Source organism: Streptomyces sp. A0958 (assembly GCF_004795035.1).
In the GTDB taxonomy this organism is placed as follows: Bacteria; Actinomycetota; Actinomycetes; order Streptomycetales; family Streptomycetaceae; genus Streptomyces.
The window spans coordinates 1-25,686 of sequence record NZ_SSBK01000011.1; the positions used below are offsets into that span (position 1 = coordinate 1).

The window sequence follows — 25,686 nt, forward strand, 5'->3', positions numbered from 1 at the left end:
CCGGCCCGGGGCGTGGCCCCCGGCCAGGCGGTCGTGCTCTACGACGGGACGCGCGTGGTCGGCTCCGCGACGATCGCGACGACGGTGCGCCGGGAGCGGGCGGCGGCGAGCTGAGAACCGCGCGGGGGAAGCCCCGCACGGCTACGCCCGACCCCAGTACGGGCGTGGCCGCGCGGGGCGCTCACGGCCCCCCGGGCCCGCCCGGCGCGTGTCAGGACGCCTGGCGGGCGTACACGTCACGGCCGAAGAACTCCGCCAGCACCGGGGCGATCACGTGGGGTGCCAGTTCACGGGTCTGGCCCGTCAGCGTGCGGTGGCGGCCCCGGGGCAGGGCGTCCGCCAGCTGCCGGGTCGCCGTTCGCGCGGTCGCCGAGCTGAAACCGCCGCAGACCACCAGGGTCCGCGCCGTGGCCGGGGCGAACCGCGCGGCCGGCACCGAACCGTCGCCCAGCACCGCGTCGTCGTACGCCAGTGTGTGCGCCACGGATTCCAGGGTCCGCCACAGCGGCGCCCTCCGCATCCTGGCGACCGTAGCCGCCGGGACACCCGTGACCGTCAGGAACAGCTCCACCGCCCCGCCCCGGTCCCCGGCGGACAGCAGCCGGTGCAGCCGGGCCGTGCAGTCGGCCTTGAACAGCAGCCCGGCCCGCCCCGGCGTGTACGGCGGCTCGTACACCGCGAGCCGGTCCGCCGGCACCCCGGCGGCCCGCGCCTCCAGGGCCAGCGCGCCGCCCGCCCCGACACCGAACACCGAGGGGCTGCCGCCCGTCACGGCGGCCAGCGCCGCCAGGTCCTCGATCTCGCGCTCCACCGCGTACCGCGCCCCGTCCCCGCTGGCGCCCCGGCCGCGCCGGTCGTACGTGACGACGTGGAAGCGCGGCGCGAGCAGGCGGGCGAGCGGGGCCTCGGTCTCCGCCGTGCTCAGTGCCCCGCCCACCAGGATGACCGGCGGCCCTTCGCCCCGGCGCCGGTAGGCGATCAGGGTGCCGTCGCGGGAAAGAGTCCTGTCCATGCGAGGGTGGACTGCCGGACGCCCAGGAACTCATCGGCGGCGGCGGAGAATTCTCCGGACCCCGCTCCGCCGGGGCCGCTGCCGCCGGATCAGCGGGCGACGAGCTCGGTGTCGTAGAAGCAGAAGTGGTCCCTGATCGCCTCCACTTCGGCCTTCGGCTCCTCGTACGCCCAGACCAGATCGGCCGCGCCCGGTAGCGACCAGTAGGAGGCGTCCCCCTTGAACGGGCAGTGCGTGCGGGTGTCCGACGGCGTCAGCAACTCCGTACGGACGTCCTCGGGCGGCAGGTAGTAGCGGTCCGGACAGCCCGTCTCGCGCAGGACGAGCGGGCGCCGGCTCTCGGCGAGCAGCAGGCCGTCGCGGACCACGCGCACGTGCTCGGTGCCGGGCTCGACGGTGATGCGGTGTCCTCGGGTGGAAGTCATATTTCTCTCAGCCGTCCCGGGGGCGGGATTCTTCCCCGGCCGCCGGTCCGCCGACGGCGGGCTCTACCGTGGCAGCCATGAACATCTGCGTCTTCCTCTCCGCCGCCGACCTTCCCGACCGCTACACCGTGCCCGCCCGTGAGTTCGCCGAGCTGATCGGCCGCGGCGGGCACACCCTGGTCTGGGGCGGCTCGGAGAGCGGGCTGATGAAGGTCGTCGCCGACGGCGTCCAGGAGGCGGGCGGAAAGCTCGTCGGGGTGTCGGTGGACTTCCTGGCCGCCAAGGCGCGGACCGACGCCGACGAGATGGTGATCGCGGGCGACCTCGCCGAGCGCAAGGCCCTGCTCCTGGCGAAGGCCGACGCGGTCGTGATCATGGTCGGCGGCACCGGGACGCTGGACGAGGCCACCGAGATCCTGGAGCTGAAGAAGCACGGCAAGCACACCAAGCCGGTCGTCCTGCTCAACACCGCGGGCTTCTACGACGGGCTGCGCCAGCAGTTCCAGCGCATGGAGGACGAGGGCTTCCTGCCGCTCCCGCTGACCGAGCTGGTCTTCTTCGCCGAGGACGGGGTCGGCGCCCTGGCCTACCTGGAGGAGTGGGCCGGCCTGCAGTGACAGGCGGTGTCCTATCTGGAGGAGTGGGCCGGCCCGCAGTGACAGGCGGTGCCCTACCTGGAGGAGTGGGCCGGCCCGCAGTGACAGGCGGTGCCGGGTGCGACGATGGGGCCATGTCCACTCACCTCATCACCGGTGCCGGCTCCGGCATCGGCGCAGCGGTCGCCCGCCGTCTCACCGAGCGCGGGGACGACCTCGTCCTGCTGGCCCGCGACGCGGGCCGCGCCAAGGAGCTGGCCGCGCTCCACCCCGGCGCCCGCACCCTCGTCGGCGACCTGTCCAACCCGGACCGGCTCTCCTGGGCCTTCGCCCAGCAGCCGATGCCGGAACGGCTCGACTCGCTGCTGCACATCGCGGGCGTCGTGGAACTCGGCCGGGTCGGCGAGCTCACCCCCAAGGCCTGGCACCTCCAGCTCAACGCCAACCTCGTCGCCCCCGCCGAGCTGACCCGCCTCGTCCTGCCCCAGCTGCGCGTCGCCCAGGGCCACGTCCTGTTCGTCAACTCCGGGGCCGGGCTCTCCGCGAGCGCCGAGTGGAGCGCGTACGCCGCGAGCAAGCACGGGCTGAAGGCGCTCGCCGACGCCCTGCGCCACGAGGAGCACGGCAACGGGGTCCGGGTCACGTCCGTCTACCCCGGCCGCACCGCGAGCCCCATGCAGGCCAAGGTCCACCAGCAGGAGGGCAAGGAGTACGACCCGGCCCGCTGGATCGACCCCGAGTCCGTCGCCACCACGATCCTGATGGCGCTCGACCTGCCCCGCGACGCCGAGGTCAACGACCTCACGGTGCGCCCCGGCCGCTGACCGTACGGGGGGCGGACCGCCGTAGGCTTCCCGCGTGAGCGAGAAGAGCGAGTTCAGGGATTGCCCGGCCACCGGAATCGGTTCGATGCCCGGGTCAGACGCCCGGGAGGCGGCGAAGACCGTCACCGGCTCCTTCGGTGACGGCCAGGGCATGCCGTACCTGGCGGAACTGCCCGCCCGGGGGCCGGGCGCGGACATGATCGGGCGGACGATCGGGCTGCTGGCCGAGATGTACGGGCACGTCGAGCCGAGCGGCTGGCGCATCAGCGACCGGCCGGGCCGCGACACCCGCCGGGCCCGGTCCTGGCTCGGCGAGGACCTGGACGCCCTGGAGGAGTTCACCCAGGGCTACGAGGGCCCGCTCAAGGTGCAGGCCGTCGGCCCCTGGACGCTGGCCGCAGCCCTGGAGCGCCGGGGCGGCGAGGCGTTCCTCGGCGACCCGGGCGCCTGCCGCGACCTGGCGCACTCGCTGGCCGAGGGGCTGCGCGGCCACCTCGCCGAGGTGCGGCGCCGGATGCCCGGCGCGCGCCTCGCCCTCCAGCTGGACGAACCCTCCCTCACCGGGGTCCTGCTCGGCCGGATCAGGACCGCCAGCGGCTACCGCACCTACCGGGCCGTGGACCGCCAGATCGTGGAGGACACCCTGCGCGAGGTGCTGGACGCGGCGGGCGGGACCGCCACGCTCGTGCACACCTGCGCCCCCGAGGTGCCGTTCGCGCTGCTGCGCAGGGCCGGGGCGGACGGGATCTCGTTCGATTTCTCCCTTCTCACCGAGCGTGAGGACGAGGCGATCGGGGAAGCCGTCGAGGGCGGCACCCGGCTGTTCCTCGGGGTGGTGCCGGGCATCGACCCGGCTTCGGGCGGATTGTCGGACCCGGGCGGTAGCGTCATGGGTGTCAGGACGCTGTGGCGCAGGCTGGGGCTGAATCCGGGGACTCTGACCGAGTCCGTGACGGTCACTCCCTCGTGCGGTCTCGCGGGTGCGTCGCCCGCGTACGCACGGGCCGCGCTCGCCCATTGCGCCCGGGCCGCTAAATCGCTCGCAGACAACCCTGAGTAACGGGGCGCTGGGTAACGGGAGGACGGGACGATGGCCGGCGAAGAGCAGACGGCAGTGCCAGTGGAGGCGCGGGAGAGGCACAAGCTCCTCGCGGAACAGATCGAGGAGCACCGCTTCCGGTATTACGTGAACGACCAGCCGGTCGTCAGCGACGCCGAGTTCGACCGGCTGATGCGTGAGCTGGAGGCCCTGGAGGACGCCCACCCCCCGCTGCGCTCGCCCGACTCGCCGACCCAGAAGGTCGCCGGGCCCTACCGTACGGAGTTCACCTCCGTCGAGCACCGCGAGCCGATGCTCTCCCTGGACAACGCCTTCGACGACGAGGAGCTGGCCGCCTGGGGCGAGCGGATCGCCCGGGACGTGGGCTCCCCGGGCTACCACTTCCTGTGCGAGCTGAAGATCGACGGCCTCGCCGTCAACCTCACGTACGAGAACGGCGTGCTGACCCGGGCGGCGACCCGCGGCGACGGCCGCACCGGCGAGGACATCACGCCCAACGTCCGTACGATCGCGGACATCCCGCACCGGCTGAAGGGCGACCGCGTCCCGCCGCTCGTCGAGATCCGCGGCGAGGTCTTCTTCCCGATGGAGGGGTTCGAGGAGCTGAACGCCCGGCTGGTGGAGGCCGACGACAAGCCCTTCGCCAACCCCCGTAACGCGGCGGCCGGTTCACTGCGCCAGAAGGACCCCAAGGTCACCGCCAACCGCCCGCTGCACATGGTGGTGCACGGCATCGGCGCCCGCGAGGGCTTCGACATCGACTGCCTCTCGCACGCCTACGAGCTGCTGCACGAGTGGGGCCTGCCCACCGCCAAGTACAACAAGGTGGTCGACTCCCTCGCCGGCGTACGGGAGTTCATCGCGTACTTCGGCGAGCACCGGCACTCCGTGGAGCACGAGATCGACGGCGTCGTCGTCAAGCTGGACGAGATCCCGCTCCAGGGCCGGCTGGGCTCCACCTCGCGCGCCCCGCGCTGGGCCATCGCCTGGAAGTACGCCCCGGAGGAGGTCAACACCAAGCTGGTCAACATCCGCGTCGGCGTCGGCCGCACCGGCCGCGTCACCCCGTACGCCCAGGTCGAACCGGTCGTGGTGGCGGGCTCCGAGGTCGAGTTCGCCACCCTCCACAACCAGAACGTGGTCCGCGCCAAGGGCGTCCTGATCGGCGACACGGTGGTGCTCCGCAAGGCCGGCGACGTCATCCCGGAGATCCTCGGGCCCGTGGCCGACCTCCGCGACGGCACGGAGAAGGCGTTCGTCATGCCGACGCACTGCCCCGAGTGCGGGACGGAGTTGAAGCCCATGAAGGAGGCGGACGTCGACGTCCGCTGCCCCAACGCCCGCTCCTGCCCCGCCCAGCTGCGGGAGCGCGTCGCCTACCTCGCGGGCCGCAAGTGCCTGGACATCGACCACTTCGGTTACGTCGTCGCCGCCGCCCTGACCAGGCCGCTGGAGCCCACCGAGCCGCCGCTGCGCGACGAGGGGGACCTCTTCGGGCTGACCGTCGACGAGCTGCTGCCGATCCGGGCCTACGTCCTGGACCCGGACAGCGGGCTGCCCAAGCGCGACCCGAAGACCGGCGAGGAGAAGACGGCCCTGGTCTTCGCCAACCAGCAGGGCGAGCCGAAGAAGAACGCCGTCGCCATGCTGGACGCCATCGCGGCGGCCAAGCAGGCCCCGCTGGCCCGCATCCTCACCGGGCTCTCCATCCGCCACGTCGGCCCCGTCGCGGCCCGCGAGCTGGCCCGTCAGTTCCGCTCCATCGACCGTATCGAGGCGGCCACCGAGCAGGAGCTGGCCGACGCCGACGGGGTCGGGCCGATCATCGCGGCCTCGGTCAAGCAGTGGTTCGCCGAGGACTGGCACCGCGAGATCCTGCGCAAGTGGCGGGAGGCCGGAGTCCGGATGGAGGACGAGGGGGCCGGCGAGGACGAGGGGCCCCGGCCCCTCGAAGGGCTCACCGTCGTCGTCACGGGCACCCTGGCCGGGCACACCAGGGATGGCGCGAAAGAGGCCCTGCAGAGCCGGGGGGCGAAGGTCACCGGTTCCGTTTCGAAGAAGACCTCCTTCGTCGTGGTCGGTGACAACCCCGGCTCGAAGTACGACAAGGCGATGCAGCTGAAGGTCCCCGTGCTGGACGAGACCGGCTTCGCCGTACTGCTGGACCAGGGAGCGGACGCGGCCCGCGAGGCGGCGGTCGCGCCCGAGGGCCCCGCGGCGGGCGAGGAGCCGGGGGAGGCGGCCGGACCCGGAGAGTGAGAGGCGGCCGACATACCGTCGGTTTCACTCGTTCGGGCGCATAGCAGATGCTGACGGATGGTCGGTTCGCATTCGGGCAAGAGCGGTAGACCGCTGCCCGTAGAAGTCCTCCGCGGCCTACTGTTGGAAGATGCGCCCTCGGACCCGGCCACCGGGCGAGGACCGGGGCGTGGTGGCACGGAACGGAATCATCGGGTGACATCGGCATCGCCGGCTGTGAGAGGGACGGAATGAAACCGACCGAGAGCGCCGCACCGGTGGCGCGGCTGCAAGGTTTCGTGAGCCTCACCCCCAAAGTGGGTGCCGTCGTCGTGGCCCTCGCCACGGTCCAGCTCGCGACCGGCTTCTACCGCGCCCTCAGCCGCGGACACGCCCTCTTCCCGGACGGCCGGGCCGGCTGGTCGCTCGCCGTCCTCACCGGCATCGTCGTCGGCCACCTCGTCGCCCTCGGCCGCGACCGCTGGTGGGGCGGCACCGGCTCCGGCGCCGCGCTCACCCTGGCCGTCCTGCTGCTCTACGGCTGGGTGCCCGCCGGCCTCGTCAGCCTCGTCGTGGTCGTCCTCGTCGGCGTCGCCCGCAGACACCGCTGGTGGCAGGGGCTCCTGCACGGGGCGGTGGACATCGTCGGGGTGGGCGCGGCGGCCCTGGTGCTCGCCGCGTTCGGCGAGGTGCAGTCCGTCGAGTCGCCCTGGCAGCCACTCGACTGGGGCATCGACGCCGTCCCGGAAGTCCTGCTCGCCGCCTCCACCTACCTGCTCGTCACCCGGGTCCTGCTGTGGTACTCGCGGGCCCAGCCGGGCGGCGGCCTGCCCACCGTCGCCCGCACCGCGCTGCTGCGCCAGGGCCTCGTCGCGGTCGCCCTGCTCGGCATCGCCCCGCTGATCTGCGTCGTCGCGATGGCCAGACCCATCCTGCTGCCGCTCTTCGCGGTGCCGCTGATCGCGCTCGACTCCACCCTCTGGATCGCCCGCGCCCGCGCCGAGGAGCAGCTGCGCGACCCGCTGACCGGGCTGCCCAACCGGCAGTGGCTGCTGGAGCGGACCTGGACGGCGCTGGAGGAGGCCGAGAGCATCGGCGGCCGGGTCGGCCTGGTCCTGATCGACCTCGACCGCTTCCGTGCGGTCAACGACACGCTCGGCCATCTCGCCGGCGACCGGCTGCTGCTCCAGATAGCGGAGCGGCTGCGGCTGGCCCTGCCGCGCGGCGCGGAGGCGGCCCGGCTCGGCGGCGACGAGTTCGCCGTCCTGCTGCCCACCGCCGACTCCACCACCAGCGCCCAGCGCGTCGCCCGCCACCTGGTCGCCGAGCTGTCCTCGCCGCTCGACCTGGACGGCCTCACCCTGGTCCTGGAGGCCAGCGCCGGGGTCGCCGTCTTCCCGGAGCACGCGCTGGACGCGGAGGGGCTGCTGCGCCGGGCGGACGTGGCGATGTACCAGGCCAAGCGCGACCGCACGGGCGTGGAGGTGTACGAGTCGAAGCGCGACAGCAACACCCCGGACCGGCTCGGCCTCCTCGGCGACCTGCGCCGCGCGCTGGACGCGGGCGAGGTGGAGCTGCACTACCAGCCCAAGGTCCGCTTCGACGGCCAGGTGGCCGGCCTTGAGGCGCTGGTGCGCTGGGTGCACCCGGAGCGCGGCCGGGTCCCCCCGGACGAGTTCATCGCCATCGCCGAGTCCTCCGGCCTGATGCCGCACCTGACGGAGTACGTCCTGGAGACGGCGCTCGCCCAGGTCGCCCGGTGGCGCGCGCAGGGCCTCTTCGTACCCGTCGCGGTCAACGTCTCCCCGCGCGACGTGCACACCCCCGGGTTCGCGGGCGGCGTCGCGGCCCGGCTCGCCCGGCACGGCGTCCCCGCGGGAGCGCTCCAGCTGGAGATAACGGAGCACGTACTCCTGGAGGACCCGCAGCGGGCCGCGGACACGCTGGCCGGGCTGACCGGGCACGGCGTGAAGATGTCCCTGGACGACTTCGGCACCGGGTACTCCTCGCTGGTCCATCTGCGCCGCCTGCCGGTCAGCGAGCTGAAGATCGACCGGTCCTTCGTGGCCCGGCTCGCCATCGACCACGAGGACGCGGAGATCGTCCGCTGCACGATCGACCTGGCGCACTCGCTCGGGCTGCTGGTCGTCGCGGAGGGCGTCGAGGACGACGAGACCTGGGAGCGGCTGCGGGACCTGCGCTGCGACGCGGTCCAGGGCTGGCTGGTGGCGGCCGCGATGCCGCCCCAGGAGACGACCGCGTGGCTGCGGGCCCGGGGCGAGCACGGCTGGCGCAGACCGGCCGAGCTGGCGGCCGCGGCGGCTGCGGCAGCGGCGGCGGCGAGCGTGGCGGCAGCGGCGCCGCCGCCCGAGCTGGAGCAGCGGCCCTCCGGGCGGACGGCCGGTTCACGGCCGTCACCGACGTAGAGCCGTCCCCCCTCGGAGGCGAATCCGGCAGGTGGCCGTGGGCGGTGCGGGCGACCCCATAGGATTGGGCCAAAACCACACACCAACCCCTGAGGATCGCTGCATGCCTGGCATCACGCGCGAGGAGGTCGCCCACCTCGCCCGGCTGGCGCGTCTGGAGCTGAAGGGCGAAGAGCTCGATCACTTCGCCGGTCAGCTCGACGACATCATCGGCGCGGTCGCCCGCGTCTCCGAGGTCGCCGACCAAGACGTACCGCCGACCTCCCACCCGCTGCCGCTGACGAACGTCATGCGGGCGGACGTGGTCCGCCCGTCCCTCACCCCCGAGCAGGCGCTCTCCGGGGCTCCGGCCCAGGAGCAGCAGCGTTTCAAGGTGCCGCAGATCCTGGGGGAGGACTGACAGCCATGACGGACATCAGCAGCATCATCAAGCTCACCGCGGCCGAGATCGCCGCGAAGATCGCCTCCGGCGAGCTCACGGCCGTCGAGGTCACCGAGGCCCACCTGGCCCGGATCGAGGCCGTGGACGAGAAGGTCCACGCCTTCCTGCACGTCGACCGCGAGGGCGCGCTCGCGCAGGCCCGCGCCGTGGACGCCAAGAAGGCGGCGGGCGAGAAGCTCGGCCCGCTGGCCGGCGTCCCGCTCGCGCTGAAGGACATCTTCACCACGAAGGACATGCCGACCACCGTCGGCTCGAAGATCCTCGAGGGCTGGGTTCCGCCGTACGACGCGACCCTCACCCAGAAGCTGAAGGCCGCCGGCGTCGTCATCCTCGGCAAGACCAACATGGACGAGTTCGCCATGGGGTCGTCCACCGAGAACAGCGCCTACGGCCCCACCGGCAACCCCTGGGACCTCACCCGCATCCCCGGCGGCTCCGGCGGCGGCTCCTCGGCCGCCCTCGCCTCCTTCGAGGCCCCCCTCGCCATCGGCACGGACACCGGCGGCTCCATCCGCCAGCCCGCCGCCGTCACCGGCACCGTCGGCGTCAAGCCCACCTACGGCGGGGTCTCCCGCTACGGCATGGTCGCCTTCTCCTCCTCGCTCGACCAGGGCGGCCCCTGCGCCCGCACGGTCCTGGACGCGGCCCTGCTGCACGAGGCCATCGCCGGGCACGACCCGATGGACTCCACGTCCATCGACGCGCCGGTCCCGCCGGTGGTCGAGGCCGCGCGCAACGGCTCCGTACAGGGCATGCGCGTCGGCGTCGTCAAGCAGTTCTCCGGCAAGGGCTACCAGGCCGGCGTCGTCCAGCGCTTCGAGGAATCGGTCGAGCTGCTGAAGTCGCTCGGCGCCACGGTGGTCGAGCTGGACTGCCCGACCTTCGACCTCGCCCTTTCGGCTTACTACCTGATCGCGCCGTCCGAGTGCTCCTCGAACCTCGCCCGGTTCGACGCCATGCGCTATGGCCTGCGGGTCGGCGACGACGGCACGAAGTCCGCCGAGGACGTCACCGCGCTCACCCGCGAGGCCGGCTTCGGCGACGAGGTCAAGCGCCGCGTCATCCTCGGCACGTACGCGCTCAGCTCCGGCTACTACGACGCGTACTACGGCTCGGCGCAGAAGGTCCGCACCCTGATCACGCGGGAGTTCGAGCAGGCCTTCGAGCAGGTCGATGTGATCGTCTCGCCGACGACGCCCACCACCGCCTTCCCGATCGGCGAGCGCGCCGACGACCCGATGGCGATGTACCTGGCCGACCTGTGCACCATTCCGACCAACCTGGCGGGCAACGCCGCCATGTCGCTGCCCTGCGGCCTGGCGCCCGAGGACGGCCTGCCGGTCGGGCTGCAGATCATCGCCCCCGCCATGAAGGACGACCGGCTCTACAAGGTCGGAGCCGCCGTCGAGGCCGCATTCGTGGAAAAGTGGGGGCACCCACTGCTCGAGGAGGCTCCGTCGCTGTGAGTGCCATGGCAAAGCAGGCCAAGAACTTCAAGAAGTCGAAGACCGGGCTGTACGTATCGCTCGGCACCACCGCGTTCGGCGCGATCAGCGTCGCCAAGCAGGCGAAGCTCGCGCGCAACGACAACGACATGCTGCGGCTCGTCGACGCCGCGGTGTCCGCCGCCGCCATCGTCACGGGCCTCGCGATCCTCTATCGCGAACTGAAGCGTCTCGGCGACGACGACGTTCTGCTGGGCTGAGAGGGAAAGTTTTCACCGTGACTGTCATCGACCTGGAGTCGTACGAGGACGCCCTCGCGACGTACGACCCCGTCATGGGCCTCGAGGTCCATGTGGAGCTCGGCACCAAGACGAAGATGTTCTGCGGCTGCTCCACCGAGCTCAAGCAGGACGCCAACTCGCAGACCTGCCCGGTCTGCCTCGGGCTGCCCGGCGCGCTGCCGGTCGTCAACGAGATCGGCGTCGAGTCCGCCGTCAAGATCGGCCTCGCGCTGAACTGCGAGATCGCCGAGTGGTGCCGCTTCGCCCGGAAGAACTACTTCTATCCGGACATGCCGAAGAACTTCCAGACCTCCCAGTACGACGAGCCGATCGCCTTCGACGGCTATCTGGACGTCCAGCTGGAGGACGGCGAGGTCTTCCGGGTGCAGATCGAACGCGCCCACATGGAGGAGGACACCGGCAAGTCGACGCACGTCGGCGGCGCCACCGGCCGTATCCACGGCGCGTCCCACTCCCTGCTCGACTACAACCGCGCGGGCATCCCGCTCATCGAGATCGTCACCAAGCCGATCGAGGGAGCGGGCGCCCGCGCCCCCGAGGTCGCCAAGGCGTACGTCGCCGAGCTGCGCGAGCTCATCAAGGCGCTCGGCGTCTCCGAGGCCCGCATGGAGATGGGCCAGATGCGCTGCGACGTGAACCTGTCGCTGCGCCCGCACGGCACCGAGAAGTTCGGTACGCGCTCCGAGACGAAGAACGTGAACTCGCTGCGTTCCGTCGAGCGCGCCGCCCGTTTCGAGATCCAGCGCCACGCCGCGGTGCTGAACTCCGGCGGCACGATCGTGCAGGAGACCCGGCACTTCCACGAGGAGGACGGCTCCACCACGGCCGGCCGCATCAAGGACAACGCCGAGGACTACCGCTACTTCCCCGAGCCCGACCTCGTACCGGTCGCCCCGGCCCGCGAGTGGGTCGAGGAGCTGCGCAAGGGGCTCCCCGAGCTGCCGCGGCTGCGCCGCGCCCGGCTCAAGGAGGAGTGGGGCGTCTCCGAGCACGACATGCAGTCCATCCTCAACGCGGGCGCGGTCGAGCTGATCGTGGCCACGATCGAGGCGGGCGCGCCGTCGGACCAGGCCCGCAAGTGGTGGATGGGCGAGCTGGCCCGTAACGCCAACGAGACCGGCCGCGGCCTGGACGAGCTGCCCGTCACCCCGGCGCAGGTCGCCCGGGTGGCCGAACTCGTCGCCTCGGGCGACCTCAACGACAAGCTGGCGCGCCAGGTCCTGGAGGGCGTCCTCGCGGGTGAGGGCGACCCGGACACCGTCGTCGAGAAGCGCGGCCTGAAGGTCGTCTCCGACGAGGGTGCCCTGTCCACGGCCGTGGACGAGGCCATCGCGGGCAACGCCGCCATCGCGGACAAGATCCGCGGCGGCAAGGTCGCGGCGGCCGGTGCGCTGGTCGGCGCGGTCATGAAGGCGACCCGCGGCCAGGCGGACGCGGCCCGGGTACGCGAGCTGATCCTGGAGAAGCTCGGCGTCGAGGGCTGAGGCGTTCCCCGTACGACCCGAAGGGGCGGTGCACCGGTTTCCACCGGGCGCACCGCCCCTTCGGCATAGGGGTCCTTCGTACGGGCGTACTGATGTCGCCCATAAGGTGATCCGCACCTTGTGACCCTCCCCACGAAACGGGCAAATGATCACAGATGGCTGCCAGAGTGGCGGTTCTCAGGTCATGCGTTCTTCTGCGGGCGGTTCTGCCGAATCCCGGGGAGGCCACGAACCCGCAGGGAGTACGTCCCTTGGCTGCCATCGCCCGCTGGTGCGTCACGCACCGCCTCCTCGCCGTCCTCATCTGGCTGCTCGCCCTCGGGGGCACGGCCGCCGCCGCGGGGTTCGCCGGGTCGGCCTACTCCAACGACTACGAGGCGCCGGGGACCGAGTCCGAACGGGCCGCCGCACTGCTGAAGAGCGGCTTCACGGACCTCGGCGGCGACACCGACACCATCGTCTGGCACACCGACGACTCCACCGTGCGGGCGACCGACGTCCAACAGAAGATGACCCGCACCCTGCACGCCGTCGAGCGGCTGCCGGGCGTCGGGGCGGTCGACGGACCGTACACGGAGACCGGCGCCGCACAGATCAGCGCGGACGGGCGCACCGCGTACGCCACCGTCACCTTCCACCAGCGCGCCGACGACGTCCCCGTGGCGCAGGCGCGCGAGGTCGTGGACACCGCGAAGGCGGCCGGGAGCCCGCATCTGCGCGTCGAACTGGGCGGCTCGGCCATGGCCCTCACCGAGGCACCGGCCGCGCACCTCAGCGAGGCCATCGGGGTCGCCGTCGCGGCGGTCGTGCTCCTCCTCGCCTTCGGCTCGCTCGCCGCGAGCATGCTGCCCATCGCCACCGCGCTCGTCTCGGTCGGCACGGCCTACGCGGGCATCGTGCTGCTCGGGCACGTCATGACCGTCGCCGACTTCGCCCCGATGCTGGGCATGCTGATAGGGCTCGGCGTGGGCATCGACTACGCGCTCTTCATCGTCACCCGACACCGCAGAGGGCTGCGGCGCGGCATGACCGTGCCCGAGGCGGCGCAGCACGCGGTCGCGACGACCGGGCGGGCCGTCGTCTTCGCGGGGGCCACCGTCTGCATCGCGCTGCTCGGCATGCTGATCCTGCGGCTGAGCTTCCTCAACGGCGTCGCCATCGCCGCCTCGCTCACCGTCGTCCTGACCGTCGCCGCCTCGGTGACCCTGTTGCCGGCCCTGCTGTCGCTCATCGGCCTGCGGGCGCTGAGCCGACGCGAGCGCGCCCGGCTGGCCGCCCACGGGCCGCAGCCCGAACCGCCCACCGGCTTCGCCGCCCGCTGGTCCGCCTTCGTGGAGCGGCACCCCAAACTGCTGGGCTCGCTCGCCGCCGTCGTGATGCTGGTCCTCGCGCTGCCCACCTTCTCGCTCCACCTCGGCAGCTCCAACCAGGGCAACAACGCGCAGTCCTCCACCACCCGGCAGGCGTACGACCTGCTCGCCGACGGCTTCGGCCCCGGCGTCAACGGGCCGCTGACGGTCGCCGCGCACCTGGACGGCGCCGACGACCGACTCGCGATGGACGCCCTGCCCGCCACCCTGCGGGCCGTCGACGGGGTGGCCCGGGCGTACCCGGTGACGTACAACGCCGGCGGCGACACCGCGTACGTCACCGTCGTCCCCGACTCCTCCCCGCAGTCCCGCGAGACCAGCGCCCTGGTCGAGCGGCTGCGCACGGACGTGCTGCCGAAGGCGGCCGACAACACCTCGCTGGAGACCCACGTGGGCGGGGTGACGGCCAGTTACGACGACTTCGCGCAGATCATCATCGGCAAGCTGCCGCTCTTCATCGGCGTCGTCATAGGGCTCGGCTGCCTGCTCCTGCTGATGGCCTTCCGGTCCATCGGCATCCCGCTGAAGGCGGCCGCGATGAACGTCGCGGCGGTCGCCTCGTCGTTCGGCGTCGTCGTCGCGATCTTCCAGTGGGGCTGGGGCAGCGAACTGCTGGGCCTCGGCAGCGCGGGCCCCATCGAGCCCTTCCTCCCGGTGATCATGGTCTCGGTGCTCTTCGGCCTCTCCATGGACTACCAGGTCTTCCTGGTCGGCCGGATGTACGAGGAGTGGCTGGAGACCGGCGACAACCGGCGCGCGGTCCGGGTGGGCCTCGCCGAGACCAGCCGGGTGATCAACTCGGCCGCGGTGATCATGATCTCGGTGTTCCTCGCCTTCGTCCTGAGCGGCGACCGGGTCATCGCGATGTTCGGCATCGCCCTGGCGGCGGCCGTGGCCCTGGACGCCTTCGTCCTGCGCACCCTGCTCGTCCCGGCGCTGATGCACCTGCTGGGCGGGGCGAACTGGTGGCTGCCCGGCTGGCTGGAGCGGCGACTGCCCCGCCTGAGCATCGAGCCGCCCGACCGCGCGGTGCCGCACGTGCCGGTCCCGGGGGTGCGGGCCCGCGAGGAGGAGATGGCCGCGCGCGTCCACTGACGGCGCGCCGGGTGGCGGCGGGTGTTGAGCCGGGGTGACTGCGGGCGTTAAGGGGCCTCTCATCTGCGCCACCTAGCGTGCGTCCCATGAACCCCACGACTCCCACCACTCCCGCAGCCCCCGTCGCCGAGGGCGACGGCGACGGCGAGAAGACGACCGAGAACCTCACCGGCACCGCCGCGAAGGAAGCGGATCAGCAGGACCTCGACGAGGCGGGCCGGGGGGCCGGAACGGACGCGGAACTCGACGACAACGACAACGACGACCACGACCACGACCACGACACCGACCACGACACCGAGGAGTCCTCCGGGCTCGCCGCCGCGGCGGCCGTCGTCTCCGCGGGGCTCGGCGTCGTCGCGCTCACGGGCGGCTGGACCGGCCGCGTCGCCGCCGAGCGCGAGACCCTGATCGGCCAGATCAAGACGTCGTCCGGCGGCTCCGCCGCCCAGCAGATCTCCGAGATATACGGCGACGCCTGGCACGCAACCGCCCTGGTCAACGGCCTCTTCGGCCTGCTCGCCCTGCTGGTCGGCTGCTACGTCCTGGTCAGGCCCGCGTTCGGCACCCCGGCCGCGCACCCGCAGGCCGGCTGGGTCCGCGCGGTGGCCAAGGGCGGCATCGCCCTGGGCACCCTCGGCGTGCTGATCTCCGTGGCCATGTACTTCGACCTCATCGTGGCCCTGCCCACGGCGGGATAGGGGCCTCCCGGTCACGGCCTAAGGCATGTCCGGGTGGTTTCAGCGGGCCTCTGCGGTGGTATGGCCCCGCGCCTAAGGCCCCCGCACCCCGCAGATGCGGAACTCGCCCGATGTGGCGCGCCCCCCTGGGGGACGAGAGTGGTGGTACGGCAGATGAACTGCCGTACCACCGAGGCCCGAAGGGGCCCTCACCCAGGGGGACGACCCATGTACGAGCTGGAACTCCACAAGATCATGCAGGCCGAACTCCTCCGCCGCGCCGACCGCCAGCGGCTCATCGGGGCAGCCCGCCGCGCCCGCCGGTCCGCCCGCCGCTCCTCGCGACAGGAAGCCGAGAGGCCGGTGAGTACCGGCGGCGGCGTACGGCAGCGTTTCACCCACGCCGCGTAGGCGCGTCCGGTGGACCAGGACCGGCCGACATGACCGCCCGGCGAATTCCGACCGTACTGTCGGACCCGTGTGCGATGCTCGCCAACGTGGAGACCAGGTCAGTCAGCCCCGTGTTCGTCGGCCGCACCGGCGAACTCACCTCGCTCACCGGCGCGCTCACCCGCGCCACCGCCGAACCCTCCGGCGCGGCCGGAGGGTTCGGCGGCGAGCCGCAGGCCCTGCTCATCGGCGGCGAGGCGGGGGTCGGCAAGACCCGCCTGGTCGAGGAGTTCCTTGCCGTCGCGGTCCGCCGCGAGGCCGTCGTCGCCGTCGGCGGCTGCGTCGAGATCGGCGCCGACGGCCTGCCGTACGCCCCCTTCTCCACCGCCCTGCGCGCCCTGCGCCGCGCCCTGCCCGACGAGATGGCCGCCGCCTGCGCCGGCCAGGAGGGCGAACTGGCCCGGCTCCTGCCCGAGCTCGGCGAAGCGGCTCGGGACGGCTCCGACGAACACGGCACCGCCCGCCTCTTCGAGCTCACCGTCCGGCTGCTGGAGCGCATATCGGCCGACCGGGCCGTCGTGCTCGTCCTGGAGGACCTGCACTGGGCCGACTCCTCCACCCGCCACCTCCTCGCCTACCTCTTCCGCACGCTGCGCAGCGGCCGCCTCGTCGTCGTCGGCACCTACCGCGCCGACGACATCCACCGCCGCCACCCGCTGCGCCCCCTGCTCGCCGAACTGGACCGGCTGCGCACCGTCCGCCGTATCGAGCTGTCCCGGTTCACCCGGTCCGAGGTCCGCCGCCAGCTCGCCGGCATCCTCGCCGACACCCCCGAACCCGCCCTCGTGGACGAGATATTCGAACGCTCCGACGGCAACGCCTTCTTCGTCGAGGAGCTGGCCTGCACCCTGGAGTGCGGTGACGGCGCGGGCCTTCCCGACTCGCTGCGCGACCTCCTCCTCGTCCGCGTCGAGGCGCTGTCCGACGACGCCCAGAAGGTCGCCAGGATCGTCGCCGAGGGCGGCTCCGCCGTCGAGTACGAGCTGCTCGCCGCCGTCGCGGGGCTGGCCGAGGACGACCTCATCGAGGCCCTGCGCACCGCCGTCGGCGCCAACCTGCTGCTCACCACCCCGGAGGGCGACGGCTACCGCTTCCGCCACTCCCTGGTCCGCGAGGCCGTCAGCGACGACCTGCTCCCCGGCGAGCGTTCACGGCTCAACCGCCGTTACGCCGAGGCACTGGAGGCCGACCCCGGCCTCGTCTGCGACGGGGAGCGCGCCACCCGCCTGGCCAGCTACTGGTACGGGGCGCACGACCCGGCCAAGGCGCTGCCCGCCGTCCTGAAGGCCTCCGTCGAAGCCCGCCGCCGCAACGCCTACGCCGAACAACTGCGGCTGCTGGAAAGGGCCCTGGAGCTGTGGGACGACGCCCCCGAAGCCGTACGAGGCACCCTGCGCCCCATCGACTACGCCGAGGTCTACCCCGCCTGCGGCCGGGACGGCTCCACACCGCTGAGCTATCTCGACCTGATGGCCGAGGCCACCGTCGCCGCCCGCCTCGGCGGGGAGCGCGAGCGGGCCTTCGCCATCTGCAAGAAGGCGCTGCGCATCCTGGAGAACGAGGACGACGCCCTGCGCGCCGCCTGGTTCTGGGTGCAGCGCTCCCGCCTGGTGCAGGACCTCACGCGCGGCGACGGCTGGGAGGAGCTGGCCACGGCGGAGCGGCTGGTCCGGGGCCTGCCTCCGTCGGCGGTGCACGCGGCCGTCCTGATGATGGTGGCCGGCTGGGGCGCCCTGCACCGCCCCGGCGCCGAGACCCTGGCCGCCGCCGAACGGGCCGTGGAGTACGCGCAGCTGGTCGGCGACGAGTACATCGAGCTGCACGCACGGCTCACCCGCGGCTGGCTCAACGCCGACGCCGGGGCCGTCGACGAGGGCATCGCCGAGATGTACGCCGTCCGCGACCGGGCCGACGAGTTGGGCCTCATCGACATCATGGGCCGCGCCAGCATCAACCTCCCCTCCACCCTCGAAGCCATGGGCCGCTCCCTGGAAGCGGTGGCCGCCGCCGACCACGGCATCGGGATCTGCCACGAGCACGGCGTTGCGGACATGGAGGCCTGGGTCCGCACCAACCAGGCGATGTCGCTGTTCTCGCTGGGGCGCTGGGACGAGTCGCTGGCCACGACCGAGGCCGCCGCCCGCAAGTCGCTGTCCCGCAAGTCGCAGGGGCTCGTCGCGGCCCGGCGTACCGAAGTGGCCCTCGCGCGCGGCGACCTCGCCGAGGCCGAGCGGCAACTCGCCCTGACCCGCAGGTGTTTCGGCTCCAGCGACCCGCAGCCGCAGCACTTCATCAACCCCGTCCGGCACTCCATCGTGCTCGCCGTGCGGCAGGGGCGCCTGCCCGAGGCCCGCGCCGCCTTCGAGGCCCAGGCCGCCGAGGGCTTTCCCACCGGAACCCAGCGGTACGCCTTCCCGATGCTGCACGTCGTCGCGGCGGCGGAGGCCGACGCCCGGGGGCTGCCCGCCACCGAACCGGGCCGGCCCGCCATCCTCGACCTGGTCCGCGCCCACCTCAAGCGGCTGCCGGCCCTCGTCCCGGTCTGGTCCGCCTACGTGCTGCTGATCGACGCGGAGCTGGCCAGGGCGGAGGGGACCGACACCCCCGACCACTGGTCCTGCGCCGCCCGGGCCTTCGACCCGCTGAGCCGCCCGTACGAACTGGCGCAGATCCGCCACCGCTGGGCGGAGGCCCTGCTCGTCGCCTCGGGCGACCGGGCCGCGGCCACCGGCCTGCTGCGCGAGGCCCACGGCACCGCCGTACGCCTCGGGGCCCGCCCGCTCACCGAGACCATCGAGCTGCTGGCCGGCCGCGCCCGCATCACCCTCACCGGCACCGGGGCCGCGACGGCCGAGGAGATACCCGCGGCGGTCGTCGTCCCGGACGGGACCGGCGCCACCGAGCCGCCGCCGGTCCGAAACCCCTCCGAGGAGCAGCTGAGGGCCGCTGCCGCCGCCGTGGAGTCCTTCGGCCTGACCCCGCGCGAGCAGGACGTGCACCGGCTGGTCGCCGCGGGCCTCACCAACCGCAGGATCGCCGAGGAGCTGTACATCTCGCCCAAGACCGCGAGCGTCCACGTCTCCAACATCCTGGCCAAGCTGGGCGTGACCGGCCGCGGCGAGGCGGCCGCCCTGGCCCACCGGCTGCGCCTGTACCCCGTGCCGGAGAACCTGTGAGGCGACCGCGGCGGGACGGCTCTACCGCACCTTGAGCAGCAGGATCTTGTCGTCGCCGGCCTTCGGGGTGCCCCGGGTGTCGGTCTCGCTCGTGACCAGCCAGAGCTTGTCACCGCCCGCCGCCAGCACGGTCCGCAGCCGCCCGTACTTGCCCTCCAGGAACGCCTGCGGGTCCGCCAGCGGCTCCTTGTCCGCATCCCCCGACAGCGGAATCCGCCACAGCCGCTCGCCCCGCAGCCCGGCCATCCAGATCGATCCCTTGACGAAGGCGATGCCGCTCGGCGACGCCTCGGAGGTCTTCCACTGCGCCACCGGGTCGCGGAAACCCTTCTTGTGCGCCGTGCCCTCGACGTCCGGCCAGCCGTAGTTGCCGCCCGGCTCGATCCGGTTCAGCTCGTCCCAGGTGTCCTGGCCGAACTCGGAGGCCCACAGCTGCTTGTCCGCGTCCCAGGCGAGGCCCTGCACATTGCGGTGCCCGTACGAATACACCACGGAGTCCGCCTCCGGGTTGCCGTGCAGTGAATCGCCGTCGGGCGTCATCCGCAGGATCTTGCCGGCCAGGGACTTCTTGTCCTGGGCGTGCCCGTCGTCGCCCGTCTCGCCGGTGCCCGCGTACAGCATGTGGTCGGGGCCGAACGCGATCCGGCCCCCGTTGTGGATCGTGCCCTTGGGGATGCCGCGCAGGATGGTGTCGGGGGCGCCGAGCTGCTGTCCGGGCGTGGAGCCGTTCTCGTCGTAGAGCATGCGGGCGATGCGGTTGTCCGACGCGGTGGTGAAGTACGCGTACACCTGGTGGTCCGTGCCGAAGTCGGGCGAGACGGCGATGCCCAGCAGCCCGCCCTCGCCGGCCGGGGCCACCCCGGGGACGGTGCCGAGCAGGGTCTTCTTCCCGCTCTTCACGTCGATCCGGGTGATCGTCCCCTTGTCCCGGGAACCCACCAGGAGGTCGCCGCCGGGTAGCGCCGCGAGGCCCCACGGCGAGTTCAGCCCCTCGGTGAGCGTCGACACCACCGTCGCCGATCCCTTGGCGGGCGGCAGATCGGCCGCGGGGCGAGAGGCGGACGGGGACGGCGAGGCGGACCTCCCGGACGAGGCCGAGGGCGAACCCGCCGGCGAACTCGCGCCCTGGCCCGCCGAACTCTCCATGCCCTCCTGCGAGGTGCACCCCGCGGCGAGCAGCAGGGCGCCGGCCGCCAGCACGGCGACCGCGCCCCGCCGCGCCCCGCGACCGCACACGCCCGGCCCCGTACGACGCCCCACCGGGTCCTGCACTGATCCGAACACCGCAATCCCTTCGACGGCCGCTTGTCCCTCGTTCTTACACCGCGGCCGTGCCCGTGGCCGCCAAGCCCGCGGACTTTCTCGCTCGGCGATCGGCGCTGCGCGCGCGGTCAGTCCCAGGACTCGCGCGCCGCCGGCAGCCGGTCGATCTCCGCCAGGTCCCGGTCCGTCAGCGACAGCCCGGCAGCCCCGGCGTTCTCGACGGCCCAGTGCTCCTGCTTGGTGCCCGGCACCGGAACCACCTGGGGCCCCTGGTGCAGGACCCAGGCCAGGGCCACCTGCGCGGGCGTCGCCCCGTGCCGCTCGGCTATCCGGCGCAGCCCCACCACCACCGGCTGGTTCGCGGCCATCATCTCGGCCGTGAAGCGGGGATGCCTGGCCCGCAGATCCTCCGGCTCGAAACCCTGGCCCGGTGTCAGCGTCCCCGTCAGGTAGCCGTTGCCCAGGGGCATCGCGGCCAGGAAGCCCACACCACGGTCGGCACACCACGGCAGCAGCGACTCCAGCGCCTGCGGCGACCACACCGAGAGCTCCGCCTGCACCACGCTGACCGGGAAGACCTGCTGCACCCGCTCCAGCTGCCGGATCGTTCCGTCATGCATCCGCGCACCCGGCCGCCGCGCGGCCCGCGCCCCGACCGCGCACAGCCCCAGCGCCCGGACCTTGCCCGCGCCCACCAGCTCCGCCATCGCGCCCCAGGTCTCCTCGACGGGCACCTCGGGGTCGGCCCGGTGCAGCTGGTACAGGTCGATCACATCGGTCTGCAACCGCCTGAGCGAGGCGTCGCAGGCCCGTCGCACATAGCCGGGCCTGCCGTTGGCCACGATGTGCTGGTCGCCCACGAGCAGCCCGCACTTGGTGGAGACGAACGCTTCCGCGCGGCGCCCCTTCAGGGCCCGGCCCACCAGCAGTTCATTGGTGAACGGGCCGTACATGTCGGCGGTGTCGAGCAGGTCGACGCCCGCGTCGAGCGCCGCGTGCACCGCGCGCAGCGCACGGTCGCCCCGCTGCTGCGAGGCGCTGTACGCCCAGCTCATCGGCATGCAGCCGAGACCGACCGCACCCACGGCGAGCGCCGCCGCACCGAGACTCCTGCGCTCCAACTCCCCGAACCCTTCCACGACCTCGCACCGCACCCCCAAAACTAACCTCTGCGCCCCACCGGGCTTCGCATAGCCTCCTGACCATGACTTCCACCACGCATTCCGCCCCCGCCCCCGACGTCTGGATGCCCTTCGCGGCCGACGAGATCGAGGGGCTTCCCGAGGGCCTCACGTACCACTTCTGGGACGGCTCGCAGGACTACCCCGCCGACCCCGCCGACTGCGCCTACTACGTCGTCCCCTACATGAAGGGCCTGGAGGTCGCGGTCCGGCCGCTCGGGCGGATGAGCGGGGTGCAGGTCGTGCAGACCCTGTCGGCCGGCATCGACCACGTCGAGCCGGGCCTCGCCGGACTGCCCGCCGGAGTACGGCTGTGCAACGCCAAGGGCGTCCACGAGGCGTCCACCGCCGAGCTGACCCTCGCGCTGATCCTCGCGTCGCTGCGCGGCTTCCCCGGCTTCGTGCACGGCCAGGACAAGGAGGAGTGGCGGTCCGGCTTCTACCCGGCGCTCGCCGACAAGTCCGTGCTGATCGTGGGGTACGGATCGATCGGCTCGGCCATCGAGGACCGGCTCGCACCGTTCGAGTGCGCGCGGGTCGCGCGCGTCGCGCGCTCCGCACGGACAACCGCACGCGGACCCGTACACACGCTCGACGAACTGCCCGCACTGCTGCCCGAGGCCGACATCGTCGTCGTGTCCACCCCGCTGAACCCCTCCACGCAGGGGCTGGTGGGCGCGGACTTCCTCGGCGCGATGCGGGACGGGGCGCTGCTGGTCAACGTGGCCCGGGGCCCGGTCGTCAACACCGCGGCCCTGTTGTCCGAACTCGAGTCCGGCCGGCTGCACGCCGCCCTCGACGTCACCGACCCGGAACCGCTGCCGTCCGGCCACCCCCTCTGGCATGCTCCGAACGTCCTCATCACCCCGCACGTCGGCGGCAGCACCTCCGCGTTCCTGCCGCGCGCCAAGCGGCTGATCGCCGGACAGCTCACCCGGTTCGCCGCGGGCGAGCCGCTGGAGAACGTCGTACGCACCACAGGCTGAGCACGCACCGAGCACGCCCGGCTCCGTTCCGTGGCCACAACACCGCAGGTCGTCACGGAGAGTAGAGGAACTATGTCCCTGAGTGACGAGTCTGGTGTATCGTCCCGAAAGGGGGGCTGCGCCGTGGCAGGGACGGCGCCGGGGAGCCAGCCACACGCGAGGGGGGCGACGGGCGATGGACGGCCGATGGGCGAACGATCCGACACGGCGGGGCCGGCGACCGGCCAAGGAGCCGGTGTACCGGCGCCGCAGCCGGCCGGGCACCTCGGGGGCAACGCGGTGAGCGCCCCGGTGAGCACCCGCGGAGCGCTCCTCGCCCGGCAGTCCGGGACGGGCCGCACCTCCGTGCTGCTCCCGCAGCTCGTCCTCGGCCTCGTCTGCGGCGGGTACGCGGTGGGCGCGGCCACCGGCTGGGGCTCGGCCCGGTTCGCCCTGTTCATGGGCGACTTCGGCCTCAGCTCCGCCGCCCTGGCCGCCGCCGTCTCCTGCTTCCTGTTCGCCCGCGCCGCGGACAACAGGTTCCGGCCCGCCTGGCTGCTGTTCTCGCTCTCCTCGCTGATGGCCTCGGGCGGCAACGCCGTATGGGGCTGGTACGAGTTCGTGCGCGGGGTGCCGGTGCCCAGCCCCTCCCTCGCCGACCTCTTCTACCTCTGCTTCGCGCCGCCTGCCATCGTCGGCCTCCTCGTCCTCGCCAAGAGGCCGGTCACCAGAGCGGGTTGGGTCTGCCTGGCCCTCGACTCCTGGCTGATCGGCGGCTCGCTGCTCACCCTGTCCTGGAGCCTCGCCCTCGCCCACACCGCGCACCTCGCGGACGTGGAGGGTGACAGCGTGGCCCGCGCCGCCCTCTCGCTGGCCTATCCGCTCCTGGACATCGTGCTGGTCTCCATGGTGCTCGCGCTGCACTTCCGGCGCTCCAGCGTCAACCGCGCCGCGGTCAACACCGCCATCGCCGCGCTCGCCCTGACCGTCCTGTGCGACGCCCTGTTCACCTCGCCGCTGCTGCGCCAGACCTACCACTCCGGCCAGTTGCTCGACGCCGGCTGGTTCGCCGGCTCGCTGCTCCTCGCGTACGCCCCCTGGGGCGCGGGCGCCGCCCGTGACACGGACAGCGCCGTCCAGGACGACACCGCCGGTCCGCGCACCACCAGCCGCCCCATCGCCGGCTCACTGGCCGCGCTGACCCCGTACCTCGCCGCGGCCGTCTGCACGCTGGGCATCCTGTACAACGTCATCGAGGGCCGCCGGGTCGACCGCGTCGTGGTCTTCACCGGGTGCACGGTGGTGCTCGCGCTCGTCGTCCGGCAGGGCATCATGCTCGTCGACAACATCGCCCTCACCCAGGAACTGGCCCAGAAGGAGAACCACTTCCGCTCCCTGGTCCAGGGCTCCAGCGACGTCATCATGATCGCCGCCCCCAGCGGCGTCCTGCGCTACGTCAGCCCCGCGGCGGCCGGCGTCTACGGGCGGGACGCGGACGAACTGGTCGGCACCGAGCTCTCCTCGATCATCCACCCCGACGACCTGGGCCAGGTGGTCCACGAGGTGCGGCGCTTCCTCGCCGCCCCGCCCGGCGAGGAACCCACCACCCGCATCGAGTGCCGCTTCCGCTCCGGCTCCGGCGACTGGCTGAACGTCGAGTCCACCGTCAACCGCCATCAGGGCGGACTGATCCTCAACAGCCGGGACGTCACCGAACGGGTCCGCCTCCAGGCCCAGTTGCAGCACAACGCCGAGCACGACCCGCTCACCGACCTGCCCAACCGGGCGCTGTTCACCACCCGCGTCCGCCAGGCGCTCGGCGGACGCCGGTCCGGGGACGCGGGCACCGCCGTGCTCTTCATCGACCTCGACGGCTTCAAGGCGGCCAACGACCGGCTCGGCCACCAGGCGGGCGACGAACTGCTCATCCAGGCCGCCCGCCGCCTCCAGGAGGCCGTCCGGGCCGGGGACACCGCCGCCCGCCTCGGGGGCGACGAGTTCGCCGCCCTCATCGTCGGCGACGGCAGCCACGAGCAGAACGCCCGCGAGTACCAGGTCCACGAGATCGCCGACCGGCTGCGCCTCACGCTCTCCGAGCCCTACCGCGTCGGGGCCGGCGAGGTCCGGGTCACCGCCTCCATCGGCGTCGCCTTCGCGGAGCCCGGCATCACCCCCAACGACCTCATGCGCAACGCTGACCTCGCCATGTACCGCGCCAAGGCGGGCGGCAAGAACCGCGTCGAGCTGTACGCCCCGCAGATGCAGGCCGACGTCGTACGCCGCTCCGAGCTGGCGACCCGGCTGCGCGGCGCCCTGCGCGACGGCGAGTTCGCGCTGCTCCACCAGCCCGTGGTGCACCTGGCCAGCGGCACGGTCGCGGCCGTCGCCGCCCAGGCCCGCTGGCGCTCGGCCCAGGGCATCCTGTTCACCCCCGCCGAGTTCCTGCGGATCGCCGAGGACAGCGACCGCACCGCCGAGCTGGGCCGCTGGCTCCTCGAAGAGGCCGTGGAGCAGGCCGCCGACCGGGCCAGGGCCGGCCACCAGGTCTCCGTCGCCGTCCGCCTCCCGGCCCGCAGGCTGCTCGACCGCGCGCTGCCGGCCGCCTCCGTCGAGGCGCTGCTCACGCGGTACGGCCTGCCGTCCGGAGCGCTCATGATCGAGGTCGCGGACAGCGATCCGCGGGTCTCCCTCGAGGACCTGGAACAGCGCCTGGCCGCCCTGCGCCGCCTCGGGGTGAGGATCGCGCTCGACGGCTTCGGCAGCGGTTACGCGGCGATAAACGCCCTGCGCCGGCTCCCCATCGACGTACTCAAACTGGACCGCGGCCTGGTCGAGGGCGTGGTCGAGTCCGCCCGGCTGCACAAGATCACCAGCGGCCTGCTGCGGATCGCCTGCGACCTCGGCATGCAGTCCGTGGCCGACGGTGTCGACGTCCCCGAACAGGTCCTCGCCCTGCGCGCCATGGGCTGTACGCACGGCCAGGGGATGGCCTTCTCCGGGCCGCTCGACGAATACCGGCTGCGCCGCGCCCTGGTCCGCGGTACGTTCCCGGTGCCCGGCGGCGTGCCCGCGCAGCCGGTCCTGACGGGCGGTTCCGTCCCGTCGCTCACCGGTTCACATGGTGAGACACCCGTCCCACCCACTTGACACCCCGCGTGCGTCGGAGAGAGGGTCAATGCCATGCGCACCCGAATTCTCGTACTTGGAAAGCGCGTCGGCTGAAGCAGGGTCCCTCCATGACACTCTGCAGAC

20 protein-coding genes are annotated in these 25,686 nt (G+C 72.8%); 16 read left to right on the plus strand and 4 right to left on the minus strand.

The window, feature by feature from the left end; all coding sequences use genetic code 11:
- Positions 1 to 114, plus strand: a 114-nt coding sequence (locus E6P78_RS13795) for an aminomethyltransferase beta-barrel domain-containing protein (RefSeq protein WP_346765572.1), incomplete at its 5' end; no start/stop codon positions are given.
- Between the two features lie 97 nt (positions 115 to 211).
- Here the strand turns inward: E6P78_RS13795 and E6P78_RS13800 are convergent.
- Together E6P78_RS13800 and E6P78_RS13805 are read right to left on the minus strand one after the other, a co-directional pair.
- Positions 212 to 1,012 carry an alpha/beta hydrolase gene (locus E6P78_RS13800; protein WP_136203874.1) on the minus strand — a complete coding sequence of 267 codons (801 nt, stop codon included), beginning with the start codon at positions 1,010 to 1,012 and terminating at the stop codon, positions 212 to 214.
- A gap of 89 nt (positions 1,013 to 1,101) precedes the next feature.
- Positions 1,102 to 1,437, minus strand: coding sequence for a DUF427 domain-containing protein (locus E6P78_RS13805; RefSeq protein WP_136203875.1), 336 nt, complete (start codon positions 1,435 to 1,437; stop codon positions 1,102 to 1,104).
- A 77-nt stretch (positions 1,438 to 1,514) separates the two neighbouring features.
- Between E6P78_RS13805 and E6P78_RS13810 the strand changes: the two genes are divergently transcribed.
- From E6P78_RS13810 to E6P78_RS13870, 13 genes are all read left to right on the plus strand, one after another.
- Complete coding sequence (locus E6P78_RS13810; protein ID WP_136203876.1) at positions 1,515 to 2,054, plus strand: TIGR00730 family Rossman fold protein; 540 nt, start codon at positions 1,515 to 1,517, stop codon at positions 2,052 to 2,054.
- Positions 2,055 to 2,167: 113 nt separating this feature from the next.
- On the plus strand, positions 2,168 to 2,857 hold the full coding sequence (locus E6P78_RS13815; protein ID WP_136203877.1) for an SDR family oxidoreductase: 690 nt from the start codon (positions 2,168 to 2,170) through the stop codon (positions 2,855 to 2,857).
- Positions 2,858 to 2,891: 34 nt separating this feature from the next.
- The gene (locus E6P78_RS13820; protein ID WP_136203878.1) at positions 2,892 to 3,917 is read left to right on the plus strand and encodes a methionine synthase; all 1,026 of its coding nucleotides are present in this window, start codon (positions 2,892 to 2,894) and stop codon (positions 3,915 to 3,917) included.
- Between the two features lie 30 nt (positions 3,918 to 3,947).
- Positions 3,948 to 6,176 (plus strand): NAD-dependent DNA ligase LigA, encoded by a 2,229-nt coding sequence (gene ligA / locus E6P78_RS13825; RefSeq protein ID WP_136203879.1) that lies wholly within the window; start codon positions 3,948 to 3,950, stop codon positions 6,174 to 6,176.
- 230 nt (positions 6,177 to 6,406) lie between these two features.
- Complete coding sequence (locus E6P78_RS13830; protein WP_136203880.1) at positions 6,407 to 8,581, plus strand: bifunctional diguanylate cyclase/phosphodiesterase; 2,175 nt, start codon at positions 6,407 to 6,409, stop codon at positions 8,579 to 8,581.
- 103 nt (positions 8,582 to 8,684) lie between these two features.
- Entirely contained in the window at positions 8,685 to 8,981 is a 297-nt protein-coding gene (gene gatC / locus E6P78_RS13835) for an Asp-tRNA(Asn)/Glu-tRNA(Gln) amidotransferase subunit GatC (RefSeq protein WP_018102521.1), read from the plus strand.
- A gap of 5 nt (positions 8,982 to 8,986) precedes the next feature.
- A complete protein-coding gene (gene gatA / locus E6P78_RS13840; RefSeq protein WP_136203881.1) occupies positions 8,987 to 10,489 on the plus strand; it encodes an Asp-tRNA(Asn)/Glu-tRNA(Gln) amidotransferase subunit GatA in 1,503 nt (500 codons plus the stop codon).
- A 5-nt stretch (positions 10,490 to 10,494) separates the two neighbouring features.
- Positions 10,495 to 10,728 carry a hypothetical protein gene (locus E6P78_RS13845; RefSeq protein WP_168712355.1) on the plus strand — a complete coding sequence of 78 codons (234 nt, stop codon included), beginning with the start codon at positions 10,495 to 10,497 and terminating at the stop codon, positions 10,726 to 10,728.
- Positions 10,729 to 10,745: 17 nt separating this feature from the next.
- Complete coding sequence (gene gatB / locus E6P78_RS13850; protein WP_136203883.1) at positions 10,746 to 12,254, plus strand: Asp-tRNA(Asn)/Glu-tRNA(Gln) amidotransferase subunit GatB; 1,509 nt, start codon at positions 10,746 to 10,748, stop codon at positions 12,252 to 12,254.
- 251 nt (positions 12,255 to 12,505) lie between these two features.
- Positions 12,506 to 14,719: an MMPL family transporter gene (locus E6P78_RS13855; protein WP_136203884.1), complete on the plus strand. Its 2,214-nt coding sequence runs from the start codon at positions 12,506 to 12,508 to the stop codon at positions 14,717 to 14,719.
- An 86-nt stretch (positions 14,720 to 14,805) separates the two neighbouring features.
- A complete protein-coding gene (locus E6P78_RS13860) occupies positions 14,806 to 15,420 on the plus strand; it encodes a hypothetical protein (RefSeq protein WP_206307805.1) in 615 nt (204 codons plus the stop codon).
- Between the two features lie 207 nt (positions 15,421 to 15,627).
- Positions 15,628 to 15,810 carry a hypothetical protein gene (locus E6P78_RS13865; protein WP_136203886.1) on the plus strand — a complete coding sequence of 61 codons (183 nt, stop codon included), beginning with the start codon at positions 15,628 to 15,630 and terminating at the stop codon, positions 15,808 to 15,810.
- A 74-nt stretch (positions 15,811 to 15,884) separates the two neighbouring features.
- Entirely contained in the window at positions 15,885 to 19,025 is a 3,141-nt protein-coding gene (locus E6P78_RS13870) for an AAA family ATPase (RefSeq protein ID WP_206307806.1), read from the plus strand.
- A 21-nt stretch (positions 19,026 to 19,046) separates the two neighbouring features.
- Here E6P78_RS13870 and E6P78_RS13875 read toward each other — a convergent pair whose 3' ends face one another.
- Both E6P78_RS13875 and E6P78_RS13880 read right to left on the minus strand, forming a co-directional pair.
- On the minus strand, positions 19,047 to 20,171 hold the full coding sequence (locus E6P78_RS13875; protein WP_136203991.1) for a PQQ-dependent sugar dehydrogenase: 1,125 nt from the start codon (positions 20,169 to 20,171) through the stop codon (positions 19,047 to 19,049).
- A 245-nt stretch (positions 20,172 to 20,416) separates the two neighbouring features.
- Positions 20,417 to 21,373: an aldo/keto reductase gene (locus tag E6P78_RS13880; protein WP_206307807.1), complete on the minus strand. Its 957-nt coding sequence runs from the start codon at positions 21,371 to 21,373 to the stop codon at positions 20,417 to 20,419.
- A 119-nt stretch (positions 21,374 to 21,492) separates the two neighbouring features.
- Here E6P78_RS13880 and E6P78_RS13885 point away from each other — a divergent pair, with 119 nt between their 5' ends.
- On the plus strand, positions 21,493 to 22,455 hold the full coding sequence (locus tag E6P78_RS13885; protein WP_136203888.1) for a 2-hydroxyacid dehydrogenase: 963 nt from the start codon (positions 21,493 to 21,495) through the stop codon (positions 22,453 to 22,455).
- Between the two features lie 291 nt (positions 22,456 to 22,746).
- On the plus strand, positions 22,747 to 25,581 hold the full coding sequence (locus E6P78_RS13890; protein ID WP_168712625.1) for an EAL domain-containing protein: 2,835 nt from the start codon (positions 22,747 to 22,749) through the stop codon (positions 25,579 to 25,581).
- Positions 25,582 to 25,686: the final 105 nt, after the last annotated feature.

Excerpts from the sequence above, each read along its gene's own strand:
- E6P78_RS13800 (WP_136203874.1), bottom strand. The coding sequence starts at position 1,012 with ATGGACAGGACTCTTTCCCGCGACGGCACCCTGATCGCCTACCGGCGC.
- E6P78_RS13805 (WP_136203875.1), bottom strand. The coding sequence starts at position 1,437 with ATGACTTCCACCCGAGGACACCGCATCACCGTCGAGCCCGGCACCGAG.
- E6P78_RS13810 (WP_136203876.1), top strand. The coding sequence starts at position 1,515 with ATGAACATCTGCGTCTTCCTCTCCGCCGCCGACCTTCCCGACCGCTAC.
- E6P78_RS13815 (WP_136203877.1), top strand. The coding sequence starts at position 2,168 with ATGTCCACTCACCTCATCACCGGTGCCGGCTCCGGCATCGGCGCAGCG.
- ligA (WP_136203879.1), top strand. The coding sequence starts at position 3,948 with ATGGCCGGCGAAGAGCAGACGGCAGTGCCAGTGGAGGCGCGGGAGAGG.
- E6P78_RS13830 (WP_136203880.1), top strand. The coding sequence starts at position 6,407 with ATGAAACCGACCGAGAGCGCCGCACCGGTGGCGCGGCTGCAAGGTTTC.
- gatC (WP_018102521.1), top strand. The coding sequence starts at position 8,685 with ATGCCTGGCATCACGCGCGAGGAGGTCGCCCACCTCGCCCGGCTGGCG.
- gatA (WP_136203881.1), top strand. The coding sequence starts at position 8,987 with ATGACGGACATCAGCAGCATCATCAAGCTCACCGCGGCCGAGATCGCC.
- E6P78_RS13845 (WP_168712355.1), top strand. The coding sequence starts at position 10,495 with ATGGCAAAGCAGGCCAAGAACTTCAAGAAGTCGAAGACCGGGCTGTAC.
- E6P78_RS13860 (WP_206307805.1), top strand. The coding sequence starts at position 14,806 with ATGAACCCCACGACTCCCACCACTCCCGCAGCCCCCGTCGCCGAGGGC.
- E6P78_RS13865 (WP_136203886.1), top strand. The coding sequence starts at position 15,628 with ATGTACGAGCTGGAACTCCACAAGATCATGCAGGCCGAACTCCTCCGC.
- E6P78_RS13870 (WP_206307806.1), top strand. The coding sequence starts at position 15,885 with ATGCTCGCCAACGTGGAGACCAGGTCAGTCAGCCCCGTGTTCGTCGGC.
- E6P78_RS13875 (WP_136203991.1), bottom strand. The coding sequence starts at position 20,171 with ATGGAGAGTTCGGCGGGCCAGGGCGCGAGTTCGCCGGCGGGTTCGCCC.
- E6P78_RS13885 (WP_136203888.1), top strand. The coding sequence starts at position 21,493 with ATGACTTCCACCACGCATTCCGCCCCCGCCCCCGACGTCTGGATGCCC.